Raw genomic sequence first — 19,243 nt, forward strand, 5'->3', positions numbered from 1 at the left:
ACTGAATTCAGAGATTTATTCTTTTGAACACAAAACTTGGAATCGAGCGAATGATCAGCATGATCAGCGCCCAGAAACCAGGTGCATAAAGCACATCTTTTTTCCGATCTATGCCGTCTGCAATTCTCTTTGCAACTTGGTCAGGTTGGGCTACCAGTGCCTTCGGCAGTTTTAAGCCTTGTGTCATTGGCGTATCGACGAAGCCGGGTTTGATGGTGATCACGTGAACACCGACTTTGAACATGCGGGCGCGCAATCCTTCGCAGAATGTCGAGACGGCAGCCTTGGCAGCGCCATACAGATAATTGGAGGGGCGGCCGCGATCACCGGCTACTGAAGAAATCACCGCGAGAGTACCGCAGCGCTGCGTTTCAAACTGGTTCGACAGCAATGTCAGTAATGCAATGACGGATGTTCCGTTATTGATGAACTCATGGAGCGCTACTGCAGGGTCTTGCTCGCATTGCTGCTGATCGGGGAGGGTGCCGTGTGCGATCAAGGCAACATCGATCTGGCGCATGGCGTCAATGCAGTGTTCAAGCATCGCGGCATGGGTACCTGTGTCAGTAGCGTCCATGGTGTGCAAAGCCGTCGCTTTGGCCCCTCGGCTCTCAAGGTCGGCGGCGGTTTGTTGAAGTTTTTCAAGGTTTCTGCCGACCAGAAAAAACTCACTACCTTCCGCGGCCCAGCGGCGTGCGCATGCCGTAGCGATCGCTGAGGTTGCGCCAATGATCAAAACTCGTTTCATTCAGTTACCCTTTTCCAAAAGCGGGAATTCATAGACGGGTCACGCAAGGCTTCAACCTGCTCCCACTCAGGGTAAGCGGTGCGGAAATCGCTACCGCTCATATGTGCATCCTTGGCTGGATAGATCCGGCCTCCGGCCTCTCTGACAATGACGTCCAGACGTGCGAAGAGCTTTTCCAGGCTTGCTGATTGCGGGAAATCCAGCGCAAGAGAGGCGCCAGGTAACGGAAAAGAGAGGAGACCGGGTGAATTGCATTCGCCGCAGCGTTTGAGCACAGCCAGAAAAGAACCGTTACCGGAGTCCGCAATGGTCTTGAGTAGCTGAGCCATGGCGATTTGAGCGTTGGCGTCGGGAATGACGCATTGAAATTGCTGAAACCCGGCGTTGCCGTAAATTCGGTTCCAGTGCAGCACTCTGTCGAGCGGATAGAAGAAGGGCTCATACTCGCTACGAATGCGGGTTCGCTTGACCGGGCTCTTGCGCCAGTAAGCTTCGTTGAAACCGCGCAAAGACAGATTATTGATAAGGGAAACCGGTGGCGTCAGCGGGACCGTCAGTTTGTTCCGCTTGTTCAGGGTCAATGAGCCATAAGGCGCATGGTCGCCGACGATGAAAATACCTCGTCCAAGTTGCTCTCCCTTGGCGAGGCAGTCGATCCAGGCAACGCTGTATTCATGCTGGTGGTCCAACTGACTGGAAAGCTCGAAGAACTCACTAAGATTGTTGAAACGTACAAGGGTGCTGTCGATCTGACTCGACTGGATTGGAATCAGCTGTATCTGCGCCCAGCTCACTACCCCGGTGAGGCCCAGGCCGCCAATCGTGGCACGAAACAGTGCTTGGTTTTGTGTCGGGCTGCAGATGAGCGTTTCGTTTTTATGCAGCAGGCCAAACTCCGTGACGTGATTGCCAAAGGTGCCGCGTACGTGGTGATTCTTGCCATGCACGTCGTTGGCTATCGCGCCTCCCAGTGTCACGAATTGCGTGCCGGGCGTCACCGCGAGGAACCAGCCGTTAGGGATGGATATCTCAAGGATTTGCGCGAGTGTTACGCCGGCTTCAGCCGTGATCCTGCCGTTTTGCCAGTCCACCTCAATGAAGCGATCAAGTGCACGAATATTCAGCACATGGCCACTGGCGGCCAGGCAGCTGTCTCCATAGCTGCGTCCGTTGCCGAACGGGAGTGTGCTGCCGTGGGTGCGGCTGACACTTTCTATCAGTGCGGGCAGATCCATTCGCCAGTTGGCGCTATGTCCCGATTGAGGCAGGCGGGGGTATCGCCCCCAGGATAAGAGGTCGGTATTCACGCGGCCACCCAGAACACCAGGCCCATCAAGAGGCCCGCAACGATGCTGGTGCGGTCAGACACGGCGAACATGACAGGGTCATCATGCATTTTTCCACGATGCGTCAGCATCCATATCCGGGAAATCCAGAACAATAGAATCGGGCAGGCAAGCCAGATGATCTGCGGGTGTGAATACAGGCGAGTGGTGGCGGGGTCGTGAATGTACATTGCCAATACCATTACAGCCAGATAGCCGGAAGCGGCTCCCAGAGAGGAAATCATTTCAAGGTCGTCAGGATAATACCCTCGGCCTCGGGTTTTTTCCGTGCGGCCACTGTGCTTGGCTTCACGCAGTTCGGCATAGCGTTTGACCAATGCCAGGCTCAGGAACATGAACATCGAGAACGCAAGAATCCAGAATGTGAGCTCCAGGTTCAATGCGCAGGCACCCGCAATGATCCGAATGGTGTAAAGCAATGCGAGCGAAATGACATCCACGACCATTTTGCGCTTCATGGAAAGCGAGTAGGCCAGCGTCAATATGTAGTATCCGATCAGGGTTGCTGTGAACTCCCAGGGCAAAAGGACCGCAGAGCCGATGAAGGCGATTCCCAATAACGAAGGAAAGGCCAGCAGTCCTACGCGTATGCTCAATTTTCCGGATGCAAAGGGCCGGTTCCGTTTGGATTTATGATGGCGGTCATCATTGAGATCCAGGAGGTCGTTCAGCAGATAGACGCTGGATGCGCAAAGGCCGAAGAACAGGAAGGCCAGTAGACCTTGCAGGACGAACGGAATGTTGGTCAGTAGGTGCGCAGTCAGCAGCGGCACGAAGATAAGTATGTTCTTCATCCACTGGTGAAGGCGCAGGGCTTTTATCCAGTCCTTGGGTCTGGTGGTGTTGGAGCGAATGATTTCCTCAACATTCCCCTGAGCCGCTGCGCGTTTCTCGACGCCGCGCTCCGGATTGACGACATAAGCTTTACGCGCGCTGGCCCAGACGACGATGTCATCCAGAGAGTTGCCGATGTAATCGAATCCTTCATTTCCATACTGCTCAACCAGCACGTCACGTTTGAGATGTGACGAGAGATTAAGACTGCCATTGGTCGCCACTACCTTATCGAAAATTTGCAAGTGGTCGGCGACTCTGTTCGCCAGGCTGATATGACTTGCAGTCGCCAAAACGATGCTGCGACCGCTCGCGCGCGCCTGTTCGATCAGCGTTATTACGGCAGGGTCATACGGCAATACCGTAACGTCAACGTGGCTGTCCTTGGCAAGGCCTTCCTTGAGCGAGGCTTTGCCTTTCAATAACCAGATGAATGGTTTCAACAGTTGGAGAGGGTTGCTTCTTAGAAAAGCAATGCCTGTCTCAAGCAAGAGGTCCGAACGAAGGAGAGTGCCGTCTAGGTCTACGACGAGCGGGGGGGCATTGGATGTCACGAAAGCTTATCCCTAAGAAATAAAACTACGCTTCTTTGCCATATGGCGAGTCGGCCGATTGGGCTCGCTAGAGCATTTCAGTCAGACACTTATTGCGATGCGTATAATCGAGCTGCGCATTTGAGCAAAAAAAGACTTCACCGTCACACTTTTTATGGCGCTACAAGAGCCACTCAAAATTCATTTTTGCTTATCTGAAGTCATCTCGGCGCTGAAAACGGAGCGGACGGGCGTTTTTCGAGAGGTAAAAAATGTCTTTGGATCACTGAAAACGGCGCAGAAGGCGTTCTGAGGCGATTTTGTGTCAGATTAATGGTTTCGGCAGGCTCTGGAGGGATAGGTGCGTGGCGGCCTTTGTGATAACATCCGGCGTTTTCCGAGGCGGCTCCAGGGAGCTGTCTTTACTGCGCAAATCCGCGATCCAATGTTGATTTGTCGTAAGTCGGCGCATGGCACTCGGCCCGCCCCGACGAGCTTCGTTGCTCCCACATGGATATGACGAAGTTTCACCAGAAAAAGGAATCAAGCTTCTCATGGGCGAACTGGCCAAAGAAATCCTCCCGGTCAATATCGAAGACGAGCTGAAACAGTCCTACCTCGACTACGCAATGAGCGTGATCGTCGGCCGTGCACTGCCGGATGCGCGCGATGGCCTCAAGCCCGTGCACCGTCGCGTACTGTTCGCGATGAGCGAGCTGGGCAACGACTACAACAAGCCGTACAAGAAATCTGCCCGTGTCGTCGGCGACGTGATCGGTAAGTATCACCCGCACGGTGACACTGCCGTATACGACACCATCGTTCGTATGGCCCAGCCTTTCTCCCTGCGCTACCTGCTGGTCGACGGCCAGGGCAACTTCGGTTCGGTCGACGGCGACAACGCTGCGGCCATGCGATACACCGAAGTGCGCATGACCAAGCTGGCGCACGAGCTGCTGGCTGACCTGCACAAGGAAACCGTGGACTGGGTGCCGAACTACGACGGCACCGAACTGATCCCGGCGGTCATGCCGACCCGTGTACCGAACCTGCTGGTCAACGGTTCCAGCGGTATCGCTGTGGGCATGGCGACCAACATTCCGCCGCATAACCTCGGTGAAGTCATCGACGGTTGCCTGGCCCTCATCGACAACCCTGAGCTGACCGTCGATGAGCTGATGCAATACATCCCCGGTCCGGACTTCCCGACGGCTGCGATCATCAACGGTCGCGCCGGCATCATCGAAGCCTACCGCACCGGTCGCGGACGCATTTACATGCGTGCCCGCTCGATCATCGAAGACATCGACAAGGTCGGTGGCCGTCAGCAGATCGTCATCACCGAGCTGCCTTACCAGCTGAACAAGGCGCGTCTGATCGAGAAGATCGCCGAGCTGGTCAAAGAGAAGAAGCTCGAAGGCATAACCGAGCTGCGCGACGAGTCCGACAAGGACGGTATGCGCGTCGTGATCGAACTGCGTCGCGGCGAAGTGCCGGAGGTGATCCTCAACAACCTCTACGCCCAGACCCAGCTGCAATCGGTGTTCGGTATCAACATCGTCGCGCTGATCGACGGCCGCCCACGCATCCTTAACCTCAAGGATCTGCTGGAAGCCTTCGTCCGTCACCGTCGTGAAGTGGTCACCCGTCGTACCGTGTTCGAACTGCGCAAGGCGCGCGAGCGTGGGCACATTCTCGAAGGCCAGGCCGTTGCCCTGTCGAACATCGACCCGGTGATCGCCCTGATCAAGGCGTCGCCAACGCCATCGGAAGCCAAGGAAGCGCTGATCAGCACGCCTTGGGAATCCTCAGCTGTGGTGGCGATGGTTGAACGTGCCGGTGCCGATTCGTGCCGTCCGGAAAATCTCGATCCGCAATACGGTCTGCGTGAAGGCAAGTACTTCCTCTCGCCAGAACAGGCGCAAGCCATTCTCGAACTGCGCCTGCACCGTCTGACCGGTCTGGAGCACGAGAAGCTGCTGGCCGAGTATCAAGAGATCCTCAACCAGATCGGCGAGCTGATCCGCATCCTCAACAGCGCTGTGCGCCTGATGGAAGTGATCCGCGAAGAGCTGGAAGTGATCCGCGCCGAATACGGCGATGTGCGCCGCACCGAAATTCTCGATGCCCGTCTCGATCTGACCCTGGGCGACATGATCCCGGAAGAAGAGCGCGTCGTGACCATCTCCCACGGTGGCTACGCCAAGACCCAGCCGCTGGCTGCGTACCAGGCTCAGCGTCGTGGTGGCAAAGGCAAATCGGCTACCGGCGTCAAGGATGAGGACTACATCGCTCACCTGCTGGTCGCCAACAGCCACACCACGCTGCTGCTGTTCTCCAGCAAGGGCAAGGTGTACTGGCTCAAGACCTACGAAATTCCGGAAGCCTCCCGCGCGGCCCGTGGTCGTCCGCTGGTCAACCTGCTGCCGCTGGATGACGGTGAATACATCACCACCATGCTGCCGGTCGAGGAATACACCGAAGGTCACTACATCTTCATGGCCACCGCCAACGGCACCGTGAAGAAGACCCCGCTGGAATCCTTCAGCCGTCAGCGCAGCGTCGGTCTGATCGCGCTGGAGCTGGACGAAGGCGACGTGCTGATCTCTGCAGCTATCACCGATGGCGAGCGCGAAGTGATGCTGTTCTCCGACGGCGGCAAGGTCACCCGTTTCAAAGAGTCCGACGTGCGTGCCATGGGCCGCACCGCTCGCGGCGTACGCGGCATGCGTCTGCCGGAAGGGCAGAAGCTGATTTCCATGCTGATCCCGGAAGAAGGCAGCCAGATCCTCACCGCTTCCGAGCGTGGTTATGGCAAGCGCACCGCGATCACCGAGTTCCCTGAGTACAAGCGTGGCGGTCAGGGCGTGATCGCCATGGTCAGCAACGAGCGTAACGGCCGTCTGGTCGGCGCGGTACAGGTGCTCGACGGCGAAGAAATCATGCTGATCTCCGATCAGGGCACCCTGGTGCGTACCCGTGTCGGCGAAGTGTCGAGCCTGGGCCGTAATACTCAGGGCGTGACGCTGATCAAGCTGGCCAAGGATGAAACCCTGGTCGGCCTGGAACGGGTTCAGGAGCCTTCGGAAATCGAAGGCGAAGAGCTCGAAGGTGAAGAGGGCGAGGAAATCGCAGGCACCGTCGGTATCGACGAGGCCGCAGACGACCAGCAACTCGACGCCGCAGCAGACGAAGAACCGCAGGAATAAGCGGACAAACGAGGGGGCGGATGAGAATTCGCCCCCTTGTTATTTGTCCGGTATGAAAATTTGCAACACTGCGGATGATCGTTCCCACGCTCTGCGTGGGAATGCCGCTGGGGACGCTCCGCGTCCCATGACGCAGAGCGTCATTGGATGCATCCCCACGCGGAGCGTTGGAACGATCAGCTGCAAACCAAAAGATTCAAGTGACCACCAAATCAGAGCGAGATTGGATGTGAGCAAGCGAGCCTATAACTTCTGCGCCGGTCCGGCGGCGCTGCCTGAAGCTGTCCTGCAGCGCGCCCAGGGTGAACTCCTTGATTGGCACGGCAAGGGTCTGTCGGTCATGGAAATGAGCCATCGCAGCGATGAGTTCGTGTCCATTGCCACCCAGGCCGAGCAGGATCTGCGTGACCTGCTGAATATCCCGTCGAACTACAAAGTGCTGTTTTTGCAGGGCGGCGCGAGCCAGCAGTTCGCGCAGATCCCGTTGAACCTGTTGCCTGAAGGCGGCTCGGCCGACTACATCGACACAGGTATCTGGTCGCAGAAAGCCATCGAAGAAGCCTCGCGCTACGGCCACGTCAACGTTGCTGCGACTGCCAAGCCTTACGACTATTTCGCCATCCCAGGCCAGAACGAGTGGAGCCTGTCGAAAGACGCCGCTTACGTTCACTACGCGCCGAACGAAACCATCGGTGGCCTGGAATTCCAGTGGATCCCGCAAGCCGGTGACGTGCCGCTGGTCGCCGACATGTCTTCGGACATCCTCTCGCGCCCGGTCGATATTTCGCGATTCGGCATGATCTACGCCGGCGCGCAGAAGAACATCGGCCCGAGCGGCATCGTCGTCAACATCATCCGCGAAGACCTGCTGGGCAAGGCCCGCTCGCTGTGCCCGACCATGCTCAACTACAAGGTCGCCGCTGATAACGGTTCGATGTACAACACCCCGCCGACGCTGGCCTGGTACCTGTCCGGTCTGGTGTTCCAATGGCTGAAAGAGCAGGGCGGCGTCGAAGCGATCGCCAGGCTCAACGACGTCAAGCAGCGCACCCTGTACGACTTCATCGACGCCAGTGGCCTCTACAGCAACCCGATCAACAAGTCGGATCGCTCGTGGATGAACGTGCCGTTCCGTCTCGCTGACGATCGTCTGGACAAGCCGTTCCTCGCCGGTGCCGACGAGCGCGGCCTGCTCAACCTCAAGGGCCACCGCTCGGTGGGCGGCATGCGCGCCTCCATCTACAACGCCGTCGACATCACTGCGGTCAACGCCCTGGTGGCCTATATGGCGGAATTCGAGAAGGAACACGGCTGATGTCCGAGCAAGAACTCAAGGCACTGCGCGTTCGCATCGACGCTCTGGACACCAAAGTCCTCGAGCTGATCAGTGAGCGTGCGCGTTGCGCCCAGGAAGTCGCCCGCGTGAAGATGGCCTCGCTGGCCGAAGGCGAAGTGCCGGTGTTCTATCGTCCCGAGCGCGAAGCTCAGGTGCTCAAGCGGGTGATGGAGCGCAATCAGGGGCCGCTGGGCAACGAAGAAATGGCGCGGCTGTTCCGCGAAATCATGTCGTCGTGCCTGGCGCTGGAGCAGCCACTGAAAGTGGCTTACCTCGGTCCTGAAGGCACCTTCACCCAAGCGGCAGCGATGAAGCACTTCGGTCACGCGGTGATCAGCAAGCCGATGGCAGCGATCGATGAAGTGTTCCGTGAAGTCGCCGCCGGTGCGGTGAATTTCGGCGTGGTGCCGGTGGAAAACTCCACCGAAGGTGCGGTCAACCACACGCTGGATAGCTTCCTCGAACACGACATGGTGATCTGTGGCGAAGTCGAGCTGCGCATCCACCATCATCTGCTGGTCGGCGAAAACACCAAGACCGACAGCATCAGCCGCATCTATTCCCATGCGCAGTCGCTGGCCCAGTGCCGCAAGTGGCTGGACGCGCATTACCCGAATGTCGAACGCGTCGCGGTGTCGAGCAACGCTGAAGCCGCCAAGCGGGTCAAGGGTGAGTGGAATTCGGCGGCGATCGCTGGCGACATGGCGGCAGGGCTGTACGGCCTGACGCGTCTGGCCGAGAAGATCGAAGATCGCCCGGACAACTCGACGCGCTTCCTGATGATCGGTAACCAGGAAGTGCCGCCTACCGGCGACGACAAGACCTCGATCATCGTGTCGATGAGCAACAAGCCCGGCGCGCTGCATGAGTTGCTGGTGCCGTTCCACGACAATGGCATCGACCTGACCCGCATCGAAACCCGACCGTCGCGCAGCGGCAAATGGACCTACGTGTTCTTCATCGACTTCGTCGGCCACCACCGCGATCCGTTGATCAAAGGTGTGCTGGAAAAGATCAGTCAGGAAGCAGTAGCACTCAAAGTGCTGGGTTCCTACCCGAAAGCAGTTCTCTAAGGGCGGTAGCAAATGAGTGGCAACTTCCTCGCTCTGGCACAGCCGGGCGTGCAACAACTTTCGCCGTACGTTCCGGGCAAGCCTGTGGACGAACTGGCGCGCGAGCTGGATCTGGATCCGGCAAAAATCGTCAAACTGGCGAGCAACGAAAACCCATTGGGCGCCAGCCCGAAGGCATTGGCGGCGATCCGCGAAGAGCTGGCCGAGCTGACCCGCTACCCGGACGGCAATGGCTTCGCCCTGAAATCGCTGCTCGCCGAGCAGTGCCGTGTCGAGCTGAATCAGGTCACGCTGGGCAATGGCTCCAACGACATTCTTGAGCTGGTTGCGCGTGCCTATCTGGCGCCGGGCCTGAATGCGGTGTTCAGTGAGCACGCCTTCGCGGTGTATCCGATCGCGACTCAAGCAGTTGGCGCTCAGGCCAAAGTAGTTCCGGCCAAAGACTGGGGCCATGACCTGCCGGCCATGCTCGCAGCCATCGATGCCAACACCCGCGTGGTGTTTATCGCCAACCCGAACAACCCGACTGGCACCTGGTTCGGCGCTGAAGCGCTGGATGAGTTCCTGCAAGATGTTCCCGAGCATGTGCTGGTAGTCCTCGACGAGGCTTACATCGAGTACGCCGAAGGCAACGATTTGCCGGACGGTCTCGACTTCCTCGCTGCGTACCCGAACCTGCTGGTGTCGCGCACCTTCTCCAAGGCCTATGGTCTGGCCGCGCTGCGCGTCGGTTATGGCTTGTCGACGCCTGTGGTGGCGGACGTGCTGAACCGTGTTCGCCAGCCGTTCAATGTCAACAGCCTCGCCCTGGCGGCGGCGTGTGCAGCGCTGAAGGACGAGGAATATCTGGCGCAAAGCCGTCAGCTCAACGAATCCGGCATGCAGCAGTTGCAGGCGGGTTTCCGTGAGCTGGGGCTGGGCTGGATCGAGTCCAAAGGCAACTTCATCTGCGTCGATCTCGGCGTGGTCGCGGCGCCGATTTTTCAGGGCTTGCTGCGCGAAGGCGTGATCGTGCGTCCGGTGGCCAATTACGGCATGCCGAACCACCTGCGGGTGACCATCGGTCTGCCGGCAGAAAACAGCCGTTTCCTTGAGGCGCTGCGCAAGGTTCTGGCTCGTGGTTGATGTCACTGCGCTGCAACCTGCTGCACCTATGATCGGTCGCCTCGTGGTGGTCGGTCTGGGGTTGATCGGTGGTTCGTTTGCCAAGGGTTTGCGTGAAAGCGGCCTGTGCCGTGAAGTGGTCGGCGTTGATCTCGACCCGCAATCGCGCAAGCTCGCGGTCGAATTGGGTGTGGTCGATCGCTGCGAAGACGACTTGGCGGCGGCTTGCGTCGGTGCTGACGTGATTCAGCTGGCGGTGCCGATTCTGGCCATGGAAAAGCTGCTCGCGCGTCTGGCTGTCATGGACCTGGGGCAGGCGATTCTTACGGATGTCGGCAGCGCCAAAGGCAACGTAGTGCGCGCGGCGACCGAGGCGTTCGGCGGCATGCCGGCGCGTTTCGTGCCGGGGCACCCGATTGCCGGTTCCGAGCAGAGCGGGGTGGAAGCCTCGAATGCCGAGCTGTTCCGCCGGCACAAGGTGATCCTGACGCCGCTCGAGCAGACCGATCCTGCCGCGCTGGCGCTGGTTGATCGTCTCTGGCGCGAACTGGGCGCCGATGTCGAGCACATGCAGGTCGAGCGTCACGACGAAGTGCTGGCCGCGACCAGTCATTTGCCGCATCTGCTGGCCTTCGGTCTGGTCGATTCGTTGGCCAAGCGCAATGAAAATCTGGAGATCTTCCGTTACGCTGCCGGTGGTTTTCGCGATTTCACAAGAATCGCCGGAAGCGACCCGGTGATGTGGCACGACATCTTCCTCGCCAACCGCGAGGCTGTCCTGCGCACACTCGATACATTTCGCAGCGACCTCGACGCCTTGCGCGACGCGGTCGATGCAGGGGATGGGCACCAATTGTTGGGCGTTTTCACGCGCGCCCGGGTTGCCCGCGAGCATTTCAGTAAAATCCTGGCCCGCAGGGCCTATGTGGACGCTATGAATTCCAACGATCTGATCTTCCTGGCTCAACCTGGTGGCCGCCTGTCCGGTCGGATTCGCGTACCGGGTGACAAATCGATTTCCCACCGTTCGATCATGCTCGGCTCGCTGGCCGAAGGCGTCACCGAAGTCGAAGGCTTTCTCGAGGGCGAAGACGCCCTGGCGACCTTGCAGGCGTTTCGCGACATGGGCGTGGTCATCGAAGGCCCGCACCACGGCCGCGTGACTATCCACGGTGTTGGTCTGCACGGCCTGAAACCTGCGCCGGGCCCGATCTATCTGGGCAACTCCGGCACCTCGATGCGTCTGCTCTCTGGCCTGCTGGCGGCGCAGAACTTCGACAGCACCTTGACCGGCGACGCTTCGCTGTCCAAGCGTCCGATGAATCGCGTGGCTAACCCACTGCGAGAAATGGGCGCCGTGATCGAAACGGCTGCCGAAGGTCGTCCACCGATGACCATTCGCGGTGGTCACAAGCTCAAGGGTCTGACCTACACCATGCCGATGGCCAGTGCCCAGGTGAAATCCTGCCTGCTGCTTGCCGGTCTCTATGCTGAAGGCAAGACCACGGTGACCGAGCCGGCACCGACCCGCGATCACACCGAGCGCATGCTGCGTGGCTTCGGCTACCCGGTCAGCGTTGACGGCGCCACGGCTTCGGTCGAGTCCGGCGGCAAGCTCACCGCGACTCACATCGAAGTGCCGGGCGATATTTCGTCGTCGGCGTTCTTCCTGGTTGCAGCCTCGATCGCCGAGGGTTCCGAGCTGGTGCTGGAGCACGTCGGCATCAACCCGACCCGTACTGGCGTGATCGATATCCTGCGTCTGATGGGCGCCGATATCACTCTGGAAAACCAGCGTGAAGTCGGCGGCGAGCCAGTGGCTGACTTGCGCGTGCGGGCAGCTAAACTCAAGGGTATCGAGATTCCGGAAGCGCTGGTGCCGCTGGCGATCGACGAATTCCCGGTCCTGTTTGTTGCGGCTGCGTGCGCCGAAGGGCGTACCGTGCTCACCGGCGCAGAAGAGCTGCGGGTCAAGGAATCCGACCGGATTCAGGTCATGGCGGACGGCTTGCTGGCGCTGGGCGTCAAGTGCGAACCGACCCCGGACGGCATCATCATCGACGGCGGCCAGATCGGCGGCGGTGAAGTGCACGGTCACGGCGACCACCGTATCGCCATGGCCTTCAGCGTTGCCTCGTTGCGCGCTACCGCACCGATCCGCATCCATGATTGCGCCAACGTCGCGACCTCGTTCCCCAACTTCCTCGCACTGTGCGGGCAAGTCGGCATTCGTGTGGCACAAGAGGCTCAGTCGTGAAAAACATTGCACCGGTCATCACCATCGATGGGCCAAGCGGCTCCGGTAAAGGCACGGTCGCCGGGATTCTGGCCAAGCGTCTGGGCTGGAACCTGCTGGATTCCGGTGCGCTTTATCGATTGCTGGCGTTTGCTGCGCACAACCATGGCGTCGACCTGACCAATGAAGAGCTGCTGAAGACATTGGCCGCTCATCTGGATGTGCAATTCATCGCCGCGACCGAAGGTCAGCTGCAGCGGATCATTCTCGAAGGCGACGAAGTCAGCGATGTCATTCGCACCGAAAGCGTCGGTTCCGGCGCCTCGCAAGTGGCTGCGCTGCCCGCCGTACGCGAGGCGCTGCTGCAGCGCCAGCGTGCGTTTCAGGAAGCGCCGGGTCTGGTGGCGGACGGTCGCGACATGGGCACGGTGGTATTTCCGGGTGCACCGCTGAAGATTTTCCTCACCGCCAGTGCCGAGGAGCGGGCGCGCCGTCGATATTTGCAGTTGAAGGGCAAAGTCGAGGGTGTTAGTCTGTCGAGTCTGCTAGATGAGATCCGTGCACGCGATGAGCGTGACACCCAGCGCGCAGTAGCCCCGCTCAAGCCGGCGGCCGACGCGATTCAGCTGGATTCAACGGAGCTTTCCATCGATCAGGTGCTTGAACGCATCATGAGCGAGATCGCCATTCGCGATATCGCCGGGTGACCAAGAAGGTCGCAGGGGACCAGTCATAGTCCTGCGGTGCTTCTTTTAAATGAAACTAACCCACACCGTCTGGGGTGTGGAGATGGGCGTTTACTTCGCCCTCATCTACAGGAATTAAAATGAGCGAAAGCTTTGCGGAACTCTTTGAAGAAAGCCTGAAAACCCTGAACCTTCAGGCAGGCTCCATCATCACCGGTGTTATCGTTGATATCGATTACCAGGCTCGCTGGGTAACCGTTCACGCTGGTCTGAAGTCTGAAGCACTCATCCCGCTTGAGCAGTTCTACAACGATGCTGGCGAACTGAACATCAACGTTGGTGATGAAGTTCACGTTGCTCTGGATTCGGTTGAAGACGGCTTTGGCGAAACCAAGCTGTCCCGTGAAAAAGCCAAGCGCGCTGAATGCTGGATCGTTCTGGAAGCAGCCTTCGCAGCCGAGGAAGTGGTCAAGGGCGTTATCAACGGTAAGGTTAAAGGCGGCTTCACTGTCGACGTTAACGGCATCCGTGCGTTCCTGCCAGGTTCCCTGGTTGACGTCCGTCCAGTGCGCGACACCACGCACCTGGAAGGCAAAGAGCTGGAATTCAAGGTCATCAAGCTGGACCAGAAGCGCAACAACGTTGTCGTTTCCCGTCGCAGCGTCCTCGAAGCCGAGAACTCCGCCGAGCGTGAAGCTCTGCTGGAATCCCTGCAGGAAGGCCAGCAAGTCAAAGGTATCGTCAAAAACCTCACCGATTACGGCGCATTCGTCGATCTGGGTGGCGTGGACGGCCTGCTGCACATCACCGACATGGCCTGGAAGCGCATCAAGCATCCTTCCGAGATCGTCAACGTTGGTGACGAAATCGACGTCAAGGTTCTGAAATACGATCGCGAACGCAACCGTGTTTCCCTGGGCCTGAAGCAACTGGGCGAAGATCCATGGGTTGCTATCAAAGCCCGTTACCCAGAAGGCACTCGCGTTACCGCTCGTGTTACCAACCTGACCGACTACGGCTGCTTCGCTGAGCTGGAAGAAGGCGTTGAAGGTCTGGTACACGTTTCGGAAATGGACTGGACCAACAAGAACATCCACCCTTCGAAAGTCGTACAAGTCGGCGACGAAGTGGAAGTCATGGTTCTGGACATCGACGAAGAGCGTCGTCGTATCTCCCTGGGCATCAAGCAGTGCAAGTCGAACCCATGGGAAGACTTCTCTGGCCAGTTCAACAAGGGCGACAAGATCTCCGGCACCATCAAGTCGATCACCGATTTCGGTATCTTCATTGGTCTGGACGGCGGCATCGACGGTCTGGTTCACCTGTCCGACATCTCCTGGAACGAAGTGGGCGAAGAAGCCGTACGTCGTTTCAAGAAGGGCGACGAGCTGGACACCGTCATCCTGTCGGTTGACCCAGAGCGCGAGCGCATCTCCCTGGGCATCAAGCAACTGGAAAGCGATCCGTTCTCCGAGTACGTCTCGGTTAACGACAAGGGCGCTATCGTGACCGGTACCGTGAAAGAAGTTGACGCCAAAGGCGCCATCATCGTTCTGGCCGACGACATCGAAGCTACCCTGAAAGCCTCCGAAATCAGCCGTGACCGCGTTGAAGACGCGCGCAACGTCCTGAAAGAAGGCCAGGAAGTTGAAGCCAAGATCATCAGCGTTGATCGCAAGAGCCGCGTAATCCAGCTCTCGATCAAGTCGAAAGACGATGCTGAAGAGAAAGAAGCCATCCAGAGCCTGAAAGCAGCTCCGGAAGGCGAAGCAGCTGACACCACTATGGCGGCACTGCTGCGTCAAGCAATGGCCAAACAGAACTGAGTTCTGCTTGATCATTAAAAAGGGCGACTTCGGTCGCCCTTTTTTGTGCCTGCGATTTGGCTCTTGTACGTCCGTGCATGAAACCAATGGCTTCGGCTGCGGGTCTGTTTCTTTAATCGGATCAATCGCCTATTCGCGACTAAGCTTGATCTTGAGCATTAGTCGTCAGGCTTGCCTGGCATAAGGAAGTGGATGAACAAGTTATTTGTTATTGCAGTGGTCTTGGCGCTGGCAGGGTGCACCACCAGTGCGAAAACCCATGCGGTGCGCGGCGTCAGTGGTATCGAGGTTGATTGCTCCGGGTTGGGTTCCGGTTGGGAAAAGTGCCAGAAGCGTGCAGCGAAGGAGTGTAAAGGCAAGGGCTATAAGGTCATCACCCGTTCTGACGATGCCAAAGATGAAGACGAATACCCGTTTGGCTTTAATCCGGCGGGCTTCGTGACCCGGACCATGCTGGTGATGTGTCGTTAGGGTAGCGGCGATCCGGCTCGCCACTGGAGTGCCCTGAAAATGGGCGTTTTGACCCCGGGAAAGATATGTCAATCCCTGGGCTGTTCAAAATCTTCCGGGCATGCTAAAACCTTTCAAGCGCTGATCTAGCTGCTTGAAAAAGAAGGGAAAAATATGACGAAGTCGGAGTTGATCGAACGAATTGTCACCCATCAAGGGCTACTCTCATCCAAGGATGTGGAGCTGGCCATCAAGACCATGCTTGAACAAATGTCTCAGTGCCTCGCCACCGGTGATCGTATCGAGATCCGTGGTTTCGGCAGCTTCTCCCTGCATTACCGCGCGCCACGTGTCGGCCGCAACCCAAAGACCGGCCAGTCTGTCAGTCTGGACGGTAAATTCGTTCCGCATTTCAAACCGGGCAAGGAATTGCGTGACCGCGTGAACGAGGAAGAGGAGGAGGGCGCTTGATCTTCGCTATTCAAATTCAAGGGGGCGTGGATGCGTAACCTCAAACGCATATTGCTTGGCGTTTTTCTTCTGCTGATGGTTCTGGTTGTTCTGGCGTTTGTGCTGGAAAACCAGCAATCGGTTTCGCTTTTGTTTCTGGGTTTTTCCGGCCCGCAGTTGCCGGTGTCGGTAGTTGCAGTGTTGGCGTTGCTGATTGGTATGCTCATCGGTCCAATTTTGGGCTGGTTTCTTGGACGTTCGTCCAGAGCTGCACGCAAGCGACTGGTCTGAAAACGACAGGCGCACGGCATCTGTCGAAATTGCGCCTCAGCCTGTCTTTATCCATTAGTAAAACCATCATTAAGCTGTAAAATGCGTCCCTTGTTCGATCGTGCCTTAATGCATGTCGATTCAGACTGACTCTGACGGATGCCAACTGATAGTGGCTTCTGCATTCATGGATTAGACCGCGCTCGCTGGCAGCGCTGTCCGCAGCTCAAGGGTATCGTTTCGCGTGAAAATTCTAGTTACCGGCGGTGCCGGCTTCATTGGCTCGGCAGTCATCCGTCACATCATCTCCAACACTTCCGATGCAGTCGTTAACGTCGACAAGCTGACGTACGCCGGCAATCTGGAGTCCCTGGCAGAAGTCAGCCAGAATTCGCGATACGCCTTCGAGCGCGTCGATATCTGCGATCGTGATCAGATCGACCGCGTTCTGCGTGAGCACCAACCGGATGCAATCATGCACCTGGCCGCTGAATCTCACGTCGACCGCTCGATCTCCGGCCCGTCCGAGTTCATCCAGACCAACATCATTGGCACTTACACACTCCTAGAAGCAGCGCGCCACTACTGGGCTGCGCTGGACGACACCCGCAAAGCCAATTTCCGCTTCCACCACATTTCGACTGACGAAGTTTACGGAGACCTCGAAGGTCCGGAAGACCTCTTCACCGAAACCACCCCTTACCAGCCAAGCTCGCCATATTCGGCCAGTAAGGCCAGCTCCGACCATCTGGTCCGTGCCTGGGCCCGCACTTACGGCCTGCCGACACTGGTCACCAACTGCTCGAACAACTACGGCCCATGCCACTTCCCTGAGAAGCTGATCCCGCTGATCATTCTCAATGCGCTGGAAGGCAAACCCCTGCCGGTGTACGGCAAAGGCAACCAGGTTCGTGACTGGCTGTACGTCGAAGATCACGCCCGCGCGCTATACAAAGTCGTCACCGAAGGTGTGATCGGCGAGACTTACAACATTGGCGGTCATAACGAAAAACAAAACATCGAAGTAGTGCATACACTGTGTGCATTGCTCGATGAATTGCGTCCTGATTCTGCTCACCGTCCGCATGCCAGCCTGATTACCTATGTTCAGGACCGTCCTGGTCATGATGTGCGTTATGCAATCGATGCGAGCAAGATTCAGCGTGAACTGGGTTGGACTCCGGAAGAGACTTTTGAGACTGGTATTCGCAAGACTGTTGAGTGGTATCTGAATAACACCGAGTGGGTTGAGCACGTTAAGAGCGGTAGCTACCAGCAGTGGATTGATCAGAACTATGCGGATCGTTCGAGCAAGGCATGAGAATCCTTTTGCTGGGCAAGAACGGCCAGGTCGGCTGGGAGTTGCAACGGTCCTTGGCGCCGCTTGGCGAGTTGATCGCCCTGGATCGTCACTCTGTCGATGGGTTGTGCGGTGATTTGTCCGATCTGGAAGCATTGCGGGCAACGATTCGGCAGATTAAACCCGATATCATCGTCAACGCCGCCGCATACACCGCAGTCGACAAGGCTGAGTCCGACGTAGAGCTGGCCGATCGTGTGAATGGTGAGGCAAGCCGGCTCTTGGGCGAAGAGGCCGCACTTTTGGGTGCCTTGCTGGTTCATTACTCCACTGATTATGTTTTCAGCGGCGAAGGCCACCGCCCCTGGCAAGAGACCGATGCGGTCGCTCCGGTCAATCGGTATGGCGCGAGCAAGCTGGCAGGTGAGCAGGCGATCACAGTGTCGGGATGCAAGCACTTGATCTTCCGTACAAGCTGGGTCTACGGCGCCCGAGGCAATAACTTTGCCAAAACCATGATGCGTCTTGCAGAAGATCGCGAGACACTGAGTGTTATTGCTGATCAGATTGGTGCGCCAACGGGTGCCGATCTGATTGCCGATGTCACTGCGTTAACGATTCGCCAAGTGCTCCAACGGCCGGAACTGTCAGGTTTATATCATCTGGCCGCCGCTGGCGAGGTGTCGTGGCACGGTTACGCAAGTTACGTTATCGAGTTTGCTCAGGCCAATGGCGAGCAGCTTGCGGTGACCACGATAAGTGCGATCGATACAACCGCTTATCCTACCCCCGCGCGTCGGCCTTTAAATTCACGCTTGAATACCCAGAAGCTGCGCGACAATTTTTCTCTACACTTGCCGGATTGGCAAAGTGGTGTGACCCGAATGCTTAGGGAAGTTCTGAACAAATGACCACGAAAAATCGTAAAGGCATTATTCTCGCCGGCGGCTCGGGCACGCGCCTGCACCCGCTGACTCTTGGCGTGTCCAAGCAGATGCTGCCAATCTACGACAAGCCGATGATTTTCTATCCGCTGTCGGTATTGATGCTGGCGGGTATGCGCGAGATCTTGATTATCTCTACGCCTGAAGACCTTCCATGTTTCCGCAAATTGCTGGGGGATGGTAGCCTCTATGGCATCAAGTTGGCGTATGCCGAGCAACCAAGCCCGGACGGGCTCGCTCAAGCGTTTATCATCGGTGAGGAGTTCATTGGCGAGGATCCTTGCTGCCTGATTTTGGGCGACAATATTTTCTACGGTCAGCACTTTTCGGACAATCTGCGTTCGGCAAGTTCTCAGCAGCAAGGTGCAACCGTATTCGGTTACCACGTGTCCGATCCAGAGCGTTTCGGCGTTGTAGAGTTTGACGCTTCCGGGCGCGCCTTGAGTATCGAAGAAAAACCACTGAAGCCGAAGTCTAACTATGCAGTCACTGGCCTGTATTTTTATGACAATGACGTTGTAGAAATAGCCAAAAATATTAAGCCTTCGGATCGCGGTGAGTTGGAAATCACTGATGTAAACCGCGCCTATCTGGAACGCAAGACCCTGAGCGTCGAGATGCTGGGGCGTGGATTTGCATGGCTCGATACGGGTACTCATGACTCGTTACTGGAAGCAAGTCACTTCGTGCACACGATCGAACAGCGCCAAGGACTGAAGGTGGCTTGCCTCGAGGAAATTGCCTTTCACAACGGCTGGATCTCCACAGAGCAATTAGCCCGTCAGGCTGATGCGCTGAAAAAGACTGGCTATGGTCAGTATCTGCAGAAGCTGCTGGATGCACCTTCTCACTAAAAGGTGTTCTTCGCCTTTTTCGGCGGCAACGCTCGAACAGCTTC

At 57.6% G+C, this 19,243-nt stretch carries 16 protein-coding genes; 13 read left to right on the forward strand and 3 right to left on the reverse strand.

From position 1 onward, the window contains the following. Positions 1-7 precede the first annotated feature (7 nt). Genes AB4N48_RS05665 through AB4N48_RS05675 form a run of 3 tightly spaced genes read right to left on the reverse strand, consistent with a single transcriptional unit; the run spans position 8 to position 3,482 of the window. Positions 8-748 (reverse strand): SDR family oxidoreductase, encoded by a 741-nt coding sequence (locus AB4N48_RS05665; RefSeq protein ID WP_150637703.1) that lies wholly within the window; start codon positions 746-748, stop codon positions 8-10. Continuing rightward, positions 745-2,055 carry an FAD-binding oxidoreductase gene (locus tag AB4N48_RS05670; RefSeq protein ID WP_150637705.1) on the reverse strand — a complete coding sequence of 437 codons (1,311 nt, stop codon included), beginning with the start codon at positions 2,053-2,055 and terminating at the stop codon, positions 745-747. Before AB4N48_RS05670 ends, AB4N48_RS05665 begins: the two co-directional genes overlap by 4 nt. After that, positions 2,052-3,482, reverse strand: a complete 1,431-nt coding sequence (locus AB4N48_RS05675; protein WP_150637706.1) for a UbiA family prenyltransferase — start codon at positions 3,480-3,482, stop codon at positions 2,052-2,054. The genes AB4N48_RS05670 and AB4N48_RS05675 overlap by 4 nt, the downstream gene beginning before the upstream one ends. Before the next feature lie 533 nt (positions 3,483-4,015). On the opposite strand from AB4N48_RS05675, the gene gyrA reads away from it, so the two are divergent. The 13 genes from gyrA (at position 4,016) to rfbA (ending at position 19,199) form a co-directional block, all read left to right on the forward strand. Continuing rightward, entirely contained in the window at positions 4,016-6,670 is a 2,655-nt protein-coding gene (gyrA, locus tag AB4N48_RS05680; RefSeq protein ID WP_095182243.1) for a DNA gyrase subunit A, read from the forward strand. Positions 6,671-6,899: 229 nt separating this feature from the next. Next, complete coding sequence (serC, locus tag AB4N48_RS05685) at positions 6,900-7,985, forward strand: 3-phosphoserine/phosphohydroxythreonine transaminase (RefSeq protein WP_150637710.1); 1,086 nt, start codon at positions 6,900-6,902, stop codon at positions 7,983-7,985. Further along, positions 7,985-9,079: a prephenate dehydratase gene (gene pheA / locus AB4N48_RS05690; protein WP_016770924.1), complete on the forward strand. Its 1,095-nt coding sequence runs from the start codon at positions 7,985-7,987 to the stop codon at positions 9,077-9,079. The genes serC and pheA overlap by 1 nt, the downstream gene beginning before the upstream one ends. 12 nt (positions 9,080-9,091) lie before the next feature. Further along, positions 9,092-10,204, forward strand: coding sequence for a histidinol-phosphate transaminase (gene hisC / locus AB4N48_RS05695; RefSeq protein WP_122603645.1), 1,113 nt, complete (start codon positions 9,092-9,094; stop codon positions 10,202-10,204). A gap of 28 nt (positions 10,205-10,232) precedes the next feature. Continuing rightward, positions 10,233-12,440 carry a bifunctional prephenate dehydrogenase/3-phosphoshikimate 1-carboxyvinyltransferase gene (locus AB4N48_RS05700; RefSeq protein ID WP_041478484.1) on the forward strand — a complete coding sequence of 736 codons (2,208 nt, stop codon included), beginning with the start codon at positions 10,233-10,235 and terminating at the stop codon, positions 12,438-12,440. Then, positions 12,437-13,126 (forward strand): (d)CMP kinase, encoded by a 690-nt coding sequence (gene cmk / locus AB4N48_RS05705; RefSeq protein WP_056788351.1) that lies wholly within the window; start codon positions 12,437-12,439, stop codon positions 13,124-13,126. Before AB4N48_RS05700 ends, cmk begins: the two co-directional genes overlap by 4 nt. A gap of 119 nt (positions 13,127-13,245) precedes the next feature. Then, the gene (rpsA, locus tag AB4N48_RS05710) at positions 13,246-14,931 is read left to right on the forward strand and encodes a 30S ribosomal protein S1 (RefSeq protein ID WP_016770920.1); all 1,686 of its coding nucleotides are present in this window, start codon (positions 13,246-13,248) and stop codon (positions 14,929-14,931) included. Between the two features lie 192 nt (positions 14,932-15,123). Continuing rightward, positions 15,124-15,402, forward strand: a complete 279-nt coding sequence (locus AB4N48_RS05715; RefSeq protein WP_122700170.1) for a hypothetical protein — start codon at positions 15,124-15,126, stop codon at positions 15,400-15,402. A gap of 153 nt (positions 15,403-15,555) precedes the next feature. Further along, on the forward strand, positions 15,556-15,852 hold the full coding sequence (gene ihfB, locus AB4N48_RS05720) for an integration host factor subunit beta (RefSeq protein WP_007950920.1): 297 nt from the start codon (positions 15,556-15,558) through the stop codon (positions 15,850-15,852). A 30-nt stretch (positions 15,853-15,882) separates the two neighbouring features. Continuing rightward, positions 15,883-16,122, forward strand: coding sequence for a LapA family protein (locus AB4N48_RS05725; RefSeq protein WP_076563762.1), 240 nt, complete (start codon positions 15,883-15,885; stop codon positions 16,120-16,122). A gap of 223 nt (positions 16,123-16,345) precedes the next feature. Beyond that, on the forward strand, positions 16,346-17,422 hold the full coding sequence (rfbB, locus tag AB4N48_RS05730) for a dTDP-glucose 4,6-dehydratase (protein ID WP_101155399.1): 1,077 nt from the start codon (positions 16,346-16,348) through the stop codon (positions 17,420-17,422). Continuing rightward, entirely contained in the window at positions 17,419-18,312 is an 894-nt protein-coding gene (gene rfbD / locus AB4N48_RS05735) for a dTDP-4-dehydrorhamnose reductase (protein ID WP_150637712.1), read from the forward strand. The genes rfbB and rfbD overlap by 4 nt, the downstream gene beginning before the upstream one ends. Then, the gene (gene rfbA / locus AB4N48_RS05740) at positions 18,309-19,199 is read left to right on the forward strand and encodes a glucose-1-phosphate thymidylyltransferase RfbA (protein ID WP_150637714.1); all 891 of its coding nucleotides are present in this window, start codon (positions 18,309-18,311) and stop codon (positions 19,197-19,199) included. Before rfbD ends, rfbA begins: the two co-directional genes overlap by 4 nt. Positions 19,200-19,243: the final 44 nt, after the last annotated feature.

This window comes from Pseudomonas sp. S2_C11 (genome assembly GCF_054668395.1).